At 60.6% G+C, this 13570-nt stretch carries 15 protein-coding genes; 4 read left to right on the top strand and 11 right to left on the bottom strand.

Annotated features, from left to right (window positions below):
• Positions 1–101 precede the first annotated feature (101 nt).
• Complete coding sequence (locus GA0061105_RS04110; RefSeq protein WP_092748178.1) at positions 102–677, top strand: TetR/AcrR family transcriptional regulator; 576 nt, start codon at positions 102–104, stop codon at positions 675–677.
• Between the two features lie 53 nt (positions 678–730).
• On the opposite strand, the gene GA0061105_RS04105 is transcribed toward GA0061105_RS04110, so the two are convergent.
• Positions 731–1345, bottom strand: coding sequence for an FMN-dependent NADH-azoreductase (locus GA0061105_RS04105; RefSeq protein ID WP_092748176.1), 615 nt, complete (start codon positions 1343–1345; stop codon positions 731–733).
• Positions 1346–1483: 138 nt separating this feature from the next.
• On the opposite strand from GA0061105_RS04105, the gene GA0061105_RS04100 reads away from it, so the two are divergent.
• Positions 1484–2452 (top strand): LysR family transcriptional regulator, encoded by a 969-nt coding sequence (locus tag GA0061105_RS04100; RefSeq protein ID WP_092748331.1) that lies wholly within the window; start codon positions 1484–1486, stop codon positions 2450–2452.
• Positions 2453–2491: 39 nt separating this feature from the next.
• On the opposite strand, the gene GA0061105_RS04095 is transcribed toward GA0061105_RS04100, so the two are convergent.
• The 4 genes from GA0061105_RS04095 to GA0061105_RS04080 all read right to left on the bottom strand — a co-directional run bounded on the left by GA0061105_RS04095 (position 2492) and on the right by GA0061105_RS04080 (position 6683).
• Entirely contained in the window at positions 2492–4480 is a 1989-nt protein-coding gene (locus GA0061105_RS04095) for a bifunctional 2',3'-cyclic-nucleotide 2'-phosphodiesterase/3'-nucleotidase (RefSeq protein WP_092748174.1), read from the bottom strand.
• A gap of 298 nt (positions 4481–4778) precedes the next feature.
• Positions 4779–5183, bottom strand: coding sequence for a PilZ domain-containing protein (locus tag GA0061105_RS04090; RefSeq protein WP_064696111.1), 405 nt, complete (start codon positions 5181–5183; stop codon positions 4779–4781).
• Between the two features lie 84 nt (positions 5184–5267).
• Entirely contained in the window at positions 5268–6149 is an 882-nt protein-coding gene (locus GA0061105_RS04085) for a DMT family transporter (RefSeq protein ID WP_092748172.1), read from the bottom strand.
• Positions 6150–6221: 72 nt separating this feature from the next.
• Positions 6222–6683: an Lrp/AsnC family transcriptional regulator gene (locus tag GA0061105_RS04080; protein ID WP_092748170.1), complete on the bottom strand. Its 462-nt coding sequence runs from the start codon at positions 6681–6683 to the stop codon at positions 6222–6224.
• Between the two features lie 156 nt (positions 6684–6839).
• Here GA0061105_RS04080 and ald point away from each other — a divergent pair, with 156 nt between their 5' ends.
• Positions 6840–7958 carry an alanine dehydrogenase gene (gene ald, locus GA0061105_RS04075; RefSeq protein WP_092748168.1) on the top strand — a complete coding sequence of 373 codons (1119 nt, stop codon included), beginning with the start codon at positions 6840–6842 and terminating at the stop codon, positions 7956–7958.
• 53 nt (positions 7959–8011) lie between these two features.
• Here ald and GA0061105_RS04070 read toward each other — a convergent pair whose 3' ends face one another.
• Entirely contained in the window at positions 8012–8482 is a 471-nt protein-coding gene (locus GA0061105_RS04070) for a DUF1203 domain-containing protein (RefSeq protein WP_425348749.1), read from the bottom strand.
• On the opposite strand from GA0061105_RS04070, the gene GA0061105_RS33875 reads away from it, so the two are divergent.
• Complete coding sequence (locus tag GA0061105_RS33875) at positions 8481–8744, top strand: hypothetical protein (RefSeq protein ID WP_306372093.1); 264 nt, start codon at positions 8481–8483, stop codon at positions 8742–8744. The two genes, GA0061105_RS04070 and GA0061105_RS33875, sit on opposite strands and share 2 nt — an antisense overlap.
• Before the next feature lie 47 nt (positions 8745–8791).
• On the opposite strand, the gene GA0061105_RS04065 is transcribed toward GA0061105_RS33875, so the two are convergent.
• From GA0061105_RS04065 to GA0061105_RS04045, 5 genes are all read right to left on the bottom strand, one after another.
• Positions 8792–9967: an MFS transporter gene (locus GA0061105_RS04065; protein ID WP_092748329.1), complete on the bottom strand. Its 1176-nt coding sequence runs from the start codon at positions 9965–9967 to the stop codon at positions 8792–8794.
• 154 nt (positions 9968–10121) lie between these two features.
• On the bottom strand, positions 10122–10682 hold the full coding sequence (locus GA0061105_RS04060; RefSeq protein ID WP_064696107.1) for a GNAT family N-acetyltransferase: 561 nt from the start codon (positions 10680–10682) through the stop codon (positions 10122–10124).
• 5 nt (positions 10683–10687) lie between these two features.
• Positions 10688–11557 (bottom strand): 3-mercaptopyruvate sulfurtransferase, encoded by an 870-nt coding sequence (gene sseA, locus GA0061105_RS04055; protein WP_092748134.1) that lies wholly within the window; start codon positions 11555–11557, stop codon positions 10688–10690.
• A 14-nt stretch (positions 11558–11571) separates the two neighbouring features.
• Positions 11572–12309 (bottom strand): alanyl-tRNA editing protein, encoded by a 738-nt coding sequence (locus GA0061105_RS04050; protein WP_064696105.1) that lies wholly within the window; start codon positions 12307–12309, stop codon positions 11572–11574.
• 5 nt (positions 12310–12314) lie between these two features.
• Positions 12315–13352: a cysteine synthase A gene (locus GA0061105_RS04045; RefSeq protein WP_092748132.1), complete on the bottom strand. Its 1038-nt coding sequence runs from the start codon at positions 13350–13352 to the stop codon at positions 12315–12317.
• Positions 13353–13570 lie beyond the last annotated feature (218 nt).

The raw sequence follows: 13570 nt of genomic DNA, 5'->3' as shown, positions 1-13570 counted from the left end.
CATGCTCCTCTTGGAAATGACAACGATCTGGATTATGATCGTTATCTACAAGGATTATGATTGTAATCCATGTAAGTCAAGAGGCAATTCGGGAGGTTCCGATGGGGCGTTCGCAGCTGGAAAAACAGAAGACGCACGAGAAGATCGTCGAGACCGCGTCGAAGCGGCTGCGCGAGGAGGGGCTTGAAGGGATTGGCGTCGCCGACCTGATGAAAGAAGCCGGCCTGACCGTCGGCGGCTTCTACAAGCACTTCGCCTCCCGCGACGATCTCGTCGCCGAGGCGGTCCAGTCTGCTTTCGATTCATGGGGACGCAGGCTGCAGGCCGAGGGGGTGAACCCGGCGGAGATGACCGCGGCCGACATCGCAGATCGTTATGTCAGCGCCTATCATCGCGACAATCCCGGCCAAGGCTGCCCTTTTGCCGCACTGACCTCCGATCTATCCCGCAGCGGCGAGAAGGCGCGGGCGATCGCGACGGACGGGCTAAAACGCAATTTCGAAGCTCTGACGAGCAAGGCTGCGGGTGCGGACGAAGGAGGAAGGCGGCGCAAGGCGATCATCGCCTTCGCGATGATGGCAGGCGGAATCGGCCTTGCGAGGATTTCCACCGATGATGAACTATCGGCGGAAATTCTTGCGACGATCCGTGATTTTGTCGCCGGCATCGACAAATGACAAACGGCCGGCGAATGCCGGCCGCTGTACTGCAGTCAGCGTTTGAGAGCCGATCAGGCGGCCAGGGCGATTTCCTGGACGCGCGACTTGGCAGCGTCGATGGCCTTTTCGGCAGCATCCGGACCGAAGGCGAGACCTTCGACATAGATGGTCTCGATATCGGTAATGCCGAGGAAGCCGAGAACCGACTTCAGGTACGGCACGGCATGGTTCAGCGGCGCTGCCGGTCCCTGCGAGTAGACACCGCCGGAGGTGAGCACGACATAGACCTTCTTGCCGGTGACGAGCCCGACCGGGCCGGTTTCGGTGTACTTGAAGGTCACGCCGGCACGAGCGACATTGTCGATCCAGGTCTTCAGCGAGGAATAGATGTTGAAGTTGATCAGGCCGGTGCTGATAACGATCGTGTCGGCGGCAAACAGTTCGGCGACGAGTTCGTCGGAGGTTTTGATGGCTGCGATTTCTTCGGCGGTCAGGGCGTCCGCCGGCTTGCGGATCGCGCCGGTGAACAGGTCATCGATATGCGGAAGCGGATTGGCGGCAAGATCCCGGCGGACGACGACGCTGCCCGGCTTCTGGCTCTTCAGCTTTTCGGCGAGATCGACGGCGATCGGCGTCGAGAGCGATTCGGCCCGCGGGCTGGACGTCAGAAGAAGGATGGACGACATGGTGCATTTCCTTTCGAATTGGGTGTGACGGCCCGTTGCTGGGAGGTGAGCCGCGGTGTCGAGAAGGAAAATAAGTCTGGCCTGCTATCGAAAAAACGGTGATAATGTCGATCGAAACTATCGATGGAATGGATGGATATGCTTCCGAACCCGACCCTGGACCAGTTGCAGGTGTTTCTGACCGTTGCCGAGACCGGCAGCTTCTCAGCCGCGTCGCGAGCGCTGAATCGCGCGCAGTCGGTCGTCAGCTACACGATCGCCAATCTCGAGGCGCAGCTTGAGATGCCGCTGTTCGAGCGCTCCGGGGCGCGCCAGCCGAAGCTGACGGAAGCGGGGAAGGCGATGCTGGAGGATGCGCGACGAATTCTCGGCGACCTGCAGGTCATGCGGGCGCGCGTGAAGAGCCTGAAGGAAGGGCTCGAGGCGGAGGTTTCGGTGGCGATCAGCGTCATGGTGCCCTCGCAGGCCGTGGTGGACGTGCTGCACGAATTCCGGGAGAGGTTTCCGACCGTTTCATTGAACCTCAATGTCGGCGAACTCGGAATGGTGATGGACCTCGTTCTGAGCGGCAAGGCGACGATTGGCATCGGTGGCGCGGTCCTCAAGCCGGATGATTCGATCATCACTGAGCGAATCGGCCACTCCTTCATGTTGCCCGTTGCCGCGCCCGACCACCCGCTTGCCCGCATCGGCCGGCCGTTGACACTCGCCGATGTGCGCGAGGAAGTGCAGCTCGTCGTCACCGACGCCTCAGGCCGCACAAAGGGGCGGGATTTCAACGTCTTGTCCTATAAGACCTGGCGCGTCAGCGATATCGCGACGAAACACCAGCTTATCAAGGCCGGTCTTGGCTGGGGCGGGCTTCCGGCTCCTATAATGCATGATGATTTGCGCAGCGGCGCACTCGTCCATCTCGATCTCGATGCCTATGAACAGGGCGAGTACGCCATCTATTCGATGCGTCAGCTCGCCAACCCGCCCGGGCCTGCCGCCAGCTGGATGATCGACGCGTTCCGCACGCGGCTTTCAGCCTGCCCAAACCAGGCCGATTTCCATGCCGAAATGGCGGAACTGCGTGACACCGCTCCGCCGCTTGCCGCCGAATGATGAAGGCGCCGGACCGCGCCTTCATTGGTATCCCTTCGCTTAAAGGACCAGCCGGAACTTCGAGAAGCCGTCGGCTCCTTCGCCTGCCTCCTCGATCTTGACGCTCTTGACCGCGGCGAGGAACTGCTTTGCCTTCGGACCGCTCTCGAAGGTAACGGTCGTGCCCGGCAGCGGCTTGAAGGTCCAGTTCGCATCAGCCGACGGATTGATCGTGCCCTGGTCGTGGACGTAGCGGACGATGACGTCGCGATTGGTGTCGGGCGCCTGGAAGATCATCTTGTCCGCGGCAATCTCCGGGAAACTGCCGCCGCCGCCGGCACGATAATTGTTGGTGACGACGACGAACTTCTGCGCCGGATCGATCGGCTTGCCATTGAAGGCGAGACTCTGGATGCGGTTGGAATCAGCATTGATGGTTTTGCCGGATGAATCATATTTCGGCGGCTGCGACAGATCGATCTGGTAGGTCACCCCGTCGATCACGTCGAAATTGTAGGACGGGAAGTCGTTGTTGAGCAGCGCCGCGTCCTTCGACCCGGCTTCGATGTGATTGAACATGCCGGCCGACATTTCGAGCCAGTTCTTCACCTGCGCGCCGGTGATGGCAACAGCCTGCACCGTGTTCGGATAGAGGTAGAGGTCGGCGACGTTCTTGATGGCGATATCGCCGGCCGGAACGTCGGTGTAATAATCCGCGCCGCCGCGACCGCCGGCCTTGAAGGGAGCCGCGGCTGAAAGCACCGGCAGATCCTTGAATTCGGTGTCGGCGAGCATCTGCTTGATGTACCAGGTCTGGGCCTGGCTGACGACCTGCACGGAAGGATCGTCGGCGACGAGCGCGAAATAGGAATAGAGCGGCGCGGAGGTCTTGCCGACGGGCGTGCGGACATAGGCGAGCGTCGCCTCATGCTCTGTCTTGGCGGCCTCGACCACCTCCTTCTTGTCGGCGTAATCGGCGATCACTTTCTTCTTGTCATCGCGATGATAGATCGGCCGTGCTTCCGAGGTGAAATCGACGATCTTCCAGCTGTTGCCGTCCTTTTCCAAGAGCAGGTCGATGAGGCCGAGATGCGAGCCCCAGAAGCCGGCCATTACCGCGGGTTTGCCATGCAGTGTGCCCTTGACGGGGTCGGCATTGGCGATGCCGTCCCAGCTCTTCGGGCCGGGGAAGACGAGATGTTGGTGACCGGTGAAGATCGCGTCGATCCCTTCGACGGCGGCCAGATGCAGGGAGGCGTTTTCCATCTTGTCGGATGGCGCGCTGCCGTCGATGCCGGAATGGGAGAGTGCAATGACGATATCGGCGCCGGCTTCCTTCATCGCGGGAACCCAGGCCTTGGCGGCCTCGACGATGTCACGCGTCTGCGCCTTGCCTTCAAGGTTCTTGATATCCCAGAGCATGATCTGCGGCGGTACGAAGCCGATGAACCCGATTTTGACCGGGCTTTCCTTGCCGGCGCCATCCTTGATCTGTTTTTCCAGAATGACGTAAGGCTTGAAGAAGAGGTCGTCCTGCTTCGGGTCCGAGGCAAGCTGGCCCTTTGTCAGGTTGGCGCAGACAAAGGGGAAGTTGGCGCCGGACAGCACCTTGAACATGAAGTCGAGGCCGTAGTTGAACTCGTGATTGCCGAGCGTTCCCACGCTGTAGCCGAGCGTGTTCATCGCCTTGATCACGGGATGGACGTCTCCGTCCTTCATGCCGTGCTGGTAGGCCATGTAATCGCCCATCGGATTGCCCTGCAGCACGTCACCGTTGTCGATCAGCAGCGAATTGACCGCTTCCGCGCGTATATTGTCGATGATCGTTCCGGTGCGCGAAAGGCCCATCGTATCGTTGGGTTTGTCGGCATAATAGTCATAAGGAAAGACGTTGACATGGATATCGGTCGTTTCCATCAGCCGGAGATGGGCCTGGTTGGCGCTGGCGCGCGCGCTGAAAGGGTGCAGCAGCACCAGAGCAGAGGTGGCGGCGAGACCGCCAAGCAGCGAACGGCGGCTCATTACGCCGACATCAAAAATCGAAGACATGGAAAAGCTCTCCTTGAAACATCATGCATCGTCCGGTCCCCCAGCATTAGGACGATTTGCTGAGGAGTACACTGCGAAAATGACAGGACGGCAAAACAATCGGCGGCGAGGGCGCAATGGCTTTCGAAAGCAACTTGTAGTGAAGTTATTTAGCCGAACTCCATCCGAGGAGGGGCGGGGGGCAGGAGACATAACTGCCGTTGCAAGGGGCCCTGCTCGCCTGCAGGATCCGCACCAAGGCCAGACACAGCCACTCGAACGACCACAACCGCTCCTTTGGCAGAAAGGCGGTCCAGCCTTACGGTTTCGGCGTCGACGTGGCCAACTGCGGCGCCCGCTTGCCGTTGGGATTAGCCGTTACTAGCTGGCGTACCGCCAGAACCGGTCGTATTTCCTTATGGAAAAAGCGAAAATAGGAGGAGACCTGCGCTCGCGCATTGGAATTCACGTCGAATTGGATGCCCACGCGGCCATTATGTTTCCAGCGAATGACGCCTTCGAGCATTCCGAGGTTCTCGGCCTCGAGACGCACCTTGCTGCCGGAGGCCGCATGAAACGGACCCTGCATCTCGAGTGCTGCACCGGTCGCCGACAAATTCAGGATGCGTGCATTCACTTGGCTGTTCAGATAGTTGACGCGGCCGAAGACGCGGCAATTTTGCCGCTCGGCCTTTCTGGCAGTGATTTTCAGATTGCGAGTCATTCGTTCTCCCTCAAGCATGGGGAGCAGCATAGCGCCGGAAAATTGAAATGGTTTTAGGGGCTTGGCTAAAATTGCAGTGAAATCTCAATTGGCTGGGGTCGCCCTGCGTCCCACCACATGCTCGCGCCACACCGTGAAGATGCCAGCCCCAACCACGATGACCGAGCCGACGATCATGTTGGGACTGAGCGTTTCTCCATAGATCGTCACGCCGATGATCGAGGCGTAGACAAGCGAAAGGTAGGTCAGCGGCTGAACGGCCGCGGCATCGAGACTGTCGTAGGCGCGGATCAGGAAATAATGGCTGGAGATGCTGGTCATGCAGACGAGCGCCATCCAGCCCCAGTCGCCTGATGACATCCAGCTCCAGTAGAACGGCCCGATAAGCGTCATCGCGACGGCGCCGACTACACCGGTATAGAAGAAGCTCGTCATCGACGAATCGTCGCGGCTGACGAGGCGGGTGGCGAAGACGTAGAAGGCGAAGTTGAAGCAGGAGGCGACGGCGAGAAGCAAGTTCACGTCGAAAAAATCGCCTTCCGGCTTCAGGATCAGCAGCACCCCGAAAAGTCCGGCGCCGATTGCCGCCCATCGCCGCCACCCGACCCGCTCGCCGAGGATCGGCATCGCCAGCAGCGCGATCAGGATCGGCGTCGCGGAAAAGATCGCCTGTGAACGGGCAAGGCCGATCACGGCAAAACAGGTGATGGCCAGAACCACCTGGACTGCAAGCAGCACGCCGCGTGTTACCTGCAGGACGGGGCGTTTGGTACGGGCCGTCGCCTTGAGACCGCCGCGCATCTTCGAGGCGAGAATGACTGTGAAAAGCCCGAAGGCCCAGTAGCGGATCATCGTCACGAAAATTGGCGGATAAGTCGATGCCAGATGTTTGGAGATGGCATCCTGCAGCGAAAAGATGGTGAGCGCCAGCAGGGCGAACATATAACCTTGGGTCTTCGATTTCATGATGTGCCGATAAGCGGGAGACGCCCGCGCGCAGCGAAAGTCTGGTCAGGCATTCGCAAAATACGCAAGGCCTCAAAGCCCCACATTCGGCCTGTCGATGATTTCTCTGAGCGCGAAACTCGAATTGATCTTGACCACATGCGGAAGGGCGGACAGCCAGTCGCGATGGATGCGCTCGTAATCTTCCAAGTCGCGGGCGGCGACCCTGAGGATATAGTCGTATTCGCCCGACATCAGATAGCAGACGAGCACGTTCGGGCAGAGCTTCACCGCCGACTCGAACTCCGCCAGCGTCTTGGCGAACTGGCCCGAGAGCGAAATATGCACGATGGCGATCATCTTGTAGTCGAGCGCCTTGTGCGAAAGACGGGCATGATAGCCGTCGATGACACCGCTTCTTTCAAGAATGTCGAGCCGGCGCGAACAGGCTGAAGGCGACAATCCGACTTTTTCGGCGAGTTCGGCATTGGTCATGCGGGCATTCGCCTGCAAAACCTTGAGAATCGTAAGATCGATGGTATCGAGATCGGCCATTCGAAGAACCTTCGAAAAATTCCATTGAGGACGCAATAATCACCGAAAAATCGCAGCTACGCAAACCTTCTTTGCAAGGACATTTCGCGGCCTTGATGGTTGGATTCATTCTCAGAGGAGATCCGCGACCGCGGAGACAAAAAGAGAGGAACGCGAATGCGTGTCGGTTGCCCGAAGGAAATCAAGAATCATGAATATCGCGTCGGTCTGACGCCGGCTTCGGTGCGCGAATATGTGGCCCACGGTCACGAGGTCTGGGTCGAGGCCAAGGCGGGCGCCGGCATCGGCGCCGATGATGCCGCCTATGCCGCAGCCGGTGCGAAGATCGCTGCCTCCGCCAAGGATATTTTCGAAAAGTGCGACATGATCGTCAAGGTGAAGGAGCCGCAGTCGTCCGAATGGGCGCAGCTTCGCGACGGTCAGCTTCTCTACACCTATCTGCATCTCGCGCCCGATCCCGACCAGACCAAGGGACTTCTCGCCTCCGGCGTCACCGCGATCGCTTATGAGACGGTGACCGATGAGCGCGGTGGTCTGCCGCTGCTGGCGCCGATGTCGGAAGTGGCTGGACGCCTGTCGATCCAGGCGGGGGCGACTGCTCTGCAAAAGGCCAATGGCGGTCTCGGCGTCCTGCTTGGCGGCGTGCCCGGCGTATTGCCGGCCAAGGTCGCGATCATCGGCGGCGGCGTCGTCGGCCTGCATGCAGCAAGGATGGCCGCCGGCCTCGGTGCCGATGTCAGCATTCTCGACAAGTCGCTGCCGCGCTTGCGCCAGCTCGATGATATTTTCGCCGGACGCATCCACACCCGTTATTCCAGCATTCAGGCGCTGGAGGAGGAGGTCTTTTCGGCCGACCTCGTTATCGGGGCGGTGCTGATCCCAGGTGCTGCCGCTCCGAAGCTCGTCACCCGCGAGATGCTGTCCGGCATGAAGAAGGGCTCCGTCATCGTCGACGTCGCCATCGACCAGGGTGGCTGCTTCGAGACCTCGCATGCGACGACCCATTCCGATCCGACCTATGAAGTCGACGGCGTGGTGCATTATTGCGTCGCCAATATGCCGGGCGCGGTACCCGTCACTTCGGCGCATGCGCTGAACAATGCCACGCTGGTCCATGGTCTCGCGCTTGCCGATCGCGGTCTGCGCGCCATCGCCGAAGACAAGCATCTGAGGAACGGCCTCAATGTGCACAAGGGCCGCATCACCAACAAGCCCGTCGCCGACGCCCTCGGCTACGAGGCCTTCGCGCCGGAGAGCGTGCTGAACGTAGCGTAAGCTGCCTGACTCAGCGTTAGGCGCCGGTCTCCACAAGGGCCGGCGCCATTAGGCTAGCTGTCGATCCGGCACTGGAAGCAGTTGTTGCGCGCCGAGCGCACATGCACGTAGGCGATGTCTGGCCGCGCCAGCAGCTTTTCCCCATAGGCCGCAATCTCGCCGATGAGGGTTACGGCGCCAGTGCCGTAGACAATGCGATTGGCTTCATTGTAGCCGCGGAGGATGAAGTCGCGGCTCGTCGTCAGCACCGGCGGCAGGATCTCTTCGGCGGCGTAGCGCCGGCAAGGCTGCTTGTGCAGGAAGATAGGTCCGGTTTCGGCATAGGGCTGCAGCTCCGGGAATGGCCGGTAAGCGAAAACCAGCAGTTCCTCACCCTCGTCGATATTCGCCAGGCAATGGCGGCAGGGATGACCCGGGCCGTCGGAGACCATCGTCTCGGGCAACCCGTCATAAGCGTCGCGGCCGCCGCTCCAGAGGTGTTCGGCATCACTGGTCGGCATGGCGACAAAACGAATGGCGGTCATTGCAAATCTCCTTTGTGATTGCCATGACATGCACCCGCATCCATGTATAAGCCACCCGTTTCTTGCGAAGCTGCTTCGTGGAAGGAGAGTTGTCTTGACCGAAATCGATCTGACGCTGCTGGCGCAGCAAAACGCTGAAATCTTGGAAGAACTCAGGGCTCTGCGCCGGGAGGTGGCGAAACTACGGGAGCAGTCGGCCCGCACGCTCGACTTCGAGCGCCGCAATGATCCACGCCGCCCAAGCAGCCTGACGCAGCGTTAGCTGCTTTCCGTCTCGCGGCCGATCTCATCGCTAAAGTCCAGCGACAGTCAGCCGTGGGGCTGCACAGGTTCCGGCTCTCCTGTCACCGGCATGGCAGCCGCCGCAAGCGCCTTGGTGATCAGAAGCGCGGTCGCGACGACAGGCACCACCGCCCAATAGGAGAAGCGGATACCGAAATATTCGGCGATAAACCCGAGTAGCGGCGGGCCGGCGAAAAATACGATGAACGTTGTCTGCCCCAGCGCTGCGACGTTGACCGGAGCTGGCCGGTCGGTGCGCCGGGCCGCAGCCGAGATGGCAAGCGGATAGACCGACGAGCAGCCGATGCCGGTGAGGCCGAAGCCGATGAGGGCTATGCCGGGATGTGCCGCTGTCGCGACCAGAAGAAGCCCGACGATCACGATTCCGAGAAGCACTATTGCGACCGGGTGCGGATTGAAGCGATCGATCACAGGATCCATTCCAAGCCTTCCGACCGCTATGCACAGCGAGAATATCGTCACGCTCAGCCCACCGACGAAGGGTTCGGCGTCAAAGACGTCACGCATGTAGATCGCTGCCCAATCGACGCTCGCGCCTTCAGCCAAAAGCGGCGCCGCGCCTATCAGGCAGAGGGGCAGCAGCCCGATTGTGGGAAAAGCAACGAGCGGATTCTCTCCGGAGTGCGCGTCATGCCGCGGAGGGGCGGTCTCGATCTTCGAGAAAACGATCGACCCCGAAATAAGTACGGTCAGGAGGACGAGGAAGATGTGCAGTTCGATGGAGACGGCGGCCTGCCGCATGCCCGCGGCAACAAGGGCGGTCATAAAGAATCCGAGGCTCCACATACCGTGCGCCCGGCTCATGATGCGGCGTCCAAGCTGCGCCTCGTGTCGGTCGGTTTCGATATTGGCGTTGATCTCGAATGCGCCGGTGAAAAGACCGGCGATGAAGAACAATGGCATTGCCGGGAGAGCTGAAGGCATCCAGGTGATCATCGCGAAAAACGCGGATGCACCGAAAACCGTGACGAAGGCTGTGGTCCGCGCACCGAGCCGCTCGATGATCCTCACCGAAAACGTCAGTCCGCAGAGGACTCCCAATGACATGACCGCGAGCAAAAGTCCAAGTTCACCCTCGGTTAGGCCAAACTTGCGCTGAAGATCAGGCAATCGCGAGAGAAAGGCACCGACGGAAAGGGCGACGGCAAACTGGATGAAGAAAATGCGTTGGTGCGGCTTCATCTCGGGACCTGCTCCGATCGGATATGGATTGAAGCCCAACTATAGCGAGGCTTTCCGGTGAGATGGCGACCGGCTAGAAACCGGCGGCTTCCGGATTATCTACACCGCTGCTGACAGCCACTGTCAGCATGACGCCGACCGTCGGAAGCAACCCTCAGCTTTTCCGCGCAAGCTCCAGAAGCTCCTTGTCACTCAGCGGCCGCACAATACCGGTGCCGGTCGAAACCGGGGAGAAGCCGAACATTTGGTAGAGTTGCAGCGCGCGCGGATGGTCGAGATTGTTGGTAGTCGTGGTGACGCGTTTCGGATTGAGGGCCCAGATGGCGTAGAGCGCCTGCAGCAGGAACCATTTGCCGATGCCGAGGCCGAGCGCGTGCTCGATCAAGCCGAAGTGGCTGAGCTCGATCGTATCCTCGTCCTCGCAGAAATATTCGTAGAAGCCTGCCGGTGCGCCGTTCACGTAGAGGACGCTGATATTGTTGCGTTTGTCGTTCAGGGTTTCTGCAAGCTGCTCGTCGCTCATGCGCAGCCGGTCCACCCACTGCCAGCGCGCGCCCACCTGCCGGTAGAGATAGCGGTAGAAAGGCAGCGGTATGCCAGGCGCGCGCATGATCGCCGTCTGGATGTTGACGGGCACAGGCATGCTCGCCTTCGGCGCCGTCGTCATTTCGAGCCGGGTGATATGGGCCTTGAGCGAATCGGGCGTCTTTCCCATGGTGGTCAGGCTTTGACCGGCGTCGGCGGACCGGTGACAACAGGCGTATCGTCACGGCTGCCCCATTCGCTCCATGAACCGTCATAAAGCTTGTTGTCGTGATGGCCGAGCGACTCCAGCGCCAGCGTGATGATCGCAGCCGTGATTCCCGAGCCGCAGGAGGTGACGACCGGCTTGGAGAGATCGATCCCGGCCTCTTCTATCGTCTGCCTGAGGTCGGCCAGCGACTTGAACCGACCGTGACTGGCGAAGACGCCGGAGGGCAGGCTGCGAGCGCCGGGCATATGGCCGGAGCGCATGCCAGCACGCGGCTCGGCTTCTGTAGCGGCGAAGCGGCCGGCACTGCGGGCATCGGCGATCTGCATCGCACCGCTCGAGACGATGTCGCGCATGGTATCGAGCGTCACGACGCGGCTCTCGTCGAAGTGTGGCGTGAAGGTCGTCGGCGCATAGTTGGGGGCCGCTGTTTCGAGCGGACGGCCCTCGGCCCTCCAGCCGTCCAGACCGCCATCGAGCACGAATACGTTCTTCGCGCCCATCACCCGGAACAGCCACCAGACGCGCGGCGAGGCGAACAGCCCGATGCCGTCATAGACGACGATGCGGTCGTTCTCGCTGATGCCGAGCTTGCCGACTTCTGCGGCGAAGTAATCGGGCGAGGGGATCGTGTGAGGCAAAGACGTCGAGTGGTCGGCGATCTTGTCCTGGTCGAAGCGGATGGCGCCGGGAATATGGCCGGCCGCATATTCGGCATCCGCGTCGCGCTTCTGCGCCGGCAGATAGAAGGAGGCGTCCAGCACGCGCAGATCCGGCTTGCCGAGTTCGGCCTGCAGCCATTCGGCCGAGACGACGAAACGGCTCTTGCTCTCAGTCATTCTGGTCTCCCCTGTCAGGCTTCTTCGCCGGGCGTGCCGAAGCGGATGCGGAAGCGCCGGTTCTCCTTGCCCTTCTTTTCGATCTTGGCGATATGGATCTGGCCGACTTCCTGCGTCTCCGAGACATGTGTGCCGCCGCAGGGCTGGCTGTCAATCGAGGAGTTCTCGCCGATGCAGACGAGGCTGACCCGACCGAGACCGATCGGAGGGCGCACGTTCTTCGATTTGACGATGTCGGGATTGGCCGCAAGCTCGTCGTCGGTAATCCATTGCAAGTAGACCGGATGGTTCTGCCCGACCAATTCCATCAGCTTGGCCGTTACTTCGTCCTTGTCGATCGTCTCGCCCATGTCGAAATCGACGCGGCTTTCCTCCTCGCCGACGGCAGCCCCGGTGATCGGATAGGAGCAGATGACCGACAGCAGGTGGCAGGCCGTGTGCATGCGCATCAGCCGGTAGCGCCGCGGCCAATCGACATGCAACACCAGCGCCTCGCCGACCTCCGGCCGGGGCTCGTTTACGAGCGGCACATGGATGATGATATCCTTGCTGCTGCCGTGTTTCGTCTGGCCGAGTGCGATCTTCGTGCCGTCGGCGCGTTCAAGCTGACCGATGTCACCAGGCTGGCCGCCCGATGTGGCATAAAAGCAGGTCTGGTTGAGCTCGATGCCCCCGTCGTCATGAATGGCGGTGACGACCGCCTCGCATGTCGAGAGATAGAAGTCGTCGCGATAGAGGGCATTGACGGGCATGAGTCTCACACGGGCTCGTAGGGGACGTGTATGTCGGACGAACCAGCCATCCACCCCGGAACGGGCAGTCCCTTCGACCTCAGGAAATCCGGATTGAAGAGCTTCGACTGATAACGGTTGCCGTAGTCGCAGAGGATTGTCACCACCGTGTGACCGGGTCCGAGATCCCGGGCGAGATTGACCGCCCCGGCAATGTTGATCGCTGTTGAGCCACCGAGGCAGAGCCCCTCGTTTTCGACGAGGTCGAAAAGATAGGGAAGAGCTTCGGCATCGGAAATTCGATAGGTATAATCGGGCGTGAAACCCTCGAGATTGGCGGTGATGCGGCCCTGGCCGATTCCCTCCGTGATCGAGGATCCCTCGGATTTCAGTGTCCCGTTCTGATAAAACTCGTAGAGCGCGGCGCCGTCAGGATCGGCAATACCGATCTTGACGTCCGGCTTGAAAGCCTTGAGGCCGGCGGCGACACCCGCCAGCGTGCCGCCGGAGCCGACGGAGCAGATAAAGCCGTCGATGTTGCCCTCGGTGTCTTTCCAGATTTCCGGTGCGGTCGTTTCGACATGCGCCTGCCGGTTGGAAACGTTGTCGAACTGGTTCGCCCAGATCGCGCCGTTCGGCTCGCTCTTCGCCATTTGCTCGGCGAGACGCCCGGACACTTTCACGTAGTTGTTCGGGTTCTTGTAGGGAACGGCCGGTACTTCGACAAGCTCGGCGCCGAGCAGTTTCAGCGCGTCCTTCTTTTCCTGGCTCTGCGTTTCCGGAATGACGATGACGGTGCGGTAGCCGAGCGCCTTGGCGACCAGCGTCAGCCCGATGCCGGTATTGCCGGCCGTGCCTTCGACGATGACGCCGCCGGGCCGAAGCAGCCCCTTCCGCTCCGCGTCGCGGATGATGTAGAGCGCGGCACGGTCCTTGACCGACTGGCCTGGGTTCAGGAACTCTGCCTTGCCGAGAATGGTGCAGCCGGTTGCCGCCGAGGCGCCCTTGAGTTTGATCAGGGGCGTATTGCCGATGGCATCGAGGACGGAGGGATGGAAGGTCATGGAATCTGCCTCTTTCGAACTCTTACTTTAAGAACGGTCTTTTCCCTTCACAAGGCTGTGTTGGCAAGAAATGCTATTCCATGCCCCTGGCGGCCACGATAAAATTTCGCTTTCCTAGCCGGAAATGGCGCATGACCGCGAGTCCATCGCGCCGCGGTGATCCGAAGATTGACTTTCCCCGTATGGATGAAGAGAAAACGATAACGCAGCGCGACAGC

This window comes from Rhizobium aethiopicum (assembly GCF_900094625.1).
Classification (GTDB): domain Bacteria; phylum Pseudomonadota; class Alphaproteobacteria; order Rhizobiales; family Rhizobiaceae; genus Rhizobium; species Rhizobium aethiopicum.
Note: the sequence above shows the minus strand (reverse complement) of the source record. Positions and strands in the feature narration are given on the sequence as shown.

Bases quoted from the DNA above. Each gene is read 5' to 3' on its own strand.
- GA0061105_RS04110 (WP_092748178.1), top strand. From the start codon at position 102: ATGGGGCGTTCGCAGCTGGAAAAACAGAAGACGCACGAGAAGATCGTC.
- GA0061105_RS04105 (WP_092748176.1), bottom strand. From the start codon at position 1,345: ATGTCGTCCATCCTTCTTCTGACGTCCAGCCCGCGGGCCGAATCGCTC.
- GA0061105_RS04100 (WP_092748331.1), top strand. From the start codon at position 1,484: ATGCTTCCGAACCCGACCCTGGACCAGTTGCAGGTGTTTCTGACCGTT.
- GA0061105_RS04095 (WP_092748174.1), bottom strand. From the start codon at position 4,480: ATGTCTTCGATTTTTGATGTCGGCGTAATGAGCCGCCGTTCGCTGCTT.
- GA0061105_RS04090 (WP_064696111.1), bottom strand. From the start codon at position 5,183: ATGACTCGCAATCTGAAAATCACTGCCAGAAAGGCCGAGCGGCAAAAT.
- GA0061105_RS04085 (WP_092748172.1), bottom strand. From the start codon at position 6,149: ATGAAATCGAAGACCCAAGGTTATATGTTCGCCCTGCTGGCGCTCACC.
- GA0061105_RS04080 (WP_092748170.1), bottom strand. From the start codon at position 6,683: ATGGCCGATCTCGATACCATCGATCTTACGATTCTCAAGGTTTTGCAG.
- ald (WP_092748168.1), top strand. From the start codon at position 6,840: ATGCGTGTCGGTTGCCCGAAGGAAATCAAGAATCATGAATATCGCGTC.
- GA0061105_RS04070 (WP_425348749.1), bottom strand. From the start codon at position 8,482: ATGACCGCCATTCGTTTTGTCGCCATGCCGACCAGTGATGCCGAACAC.
- GA0061105_RS04065 (WP_092748329.1), bottom strand. From the start codon at position 9,967: ATGAAGCCGCACCAACGCATTTTCTTCATCCAGTTTGCCGTCGCCCTT.
- GA0061105_RS04060 (WP_064696107.1), bottom strand. From the start codon at position 10,682: ATGGGAAAGACGCCCGATTCGCTCAAGGCCCATATCACCCGGCTCGAA.
- sseA (WP_092748134.1), bottom strand. From the start codon at position 11,557: ATGACTGAGAGCAAGAGCCGTTTCGTCGTCTCGGCCGAATGGCTGCAG.
- GA0061105_RS04050 (WP_064696105.1), bottom strand. From the start codon at position 12,309: ATGCCCGTCAATGCCCTCTATCGCGACGACTTCTATCTCTCGACATGC.
- GA0061105_RS04045 (WP_092748132.1), bottom strand. From the start codon at position 13,352: ATGACCTTCCATCCCTCCGTCCTCGATGCCATCGGCAATACGCCCCTG.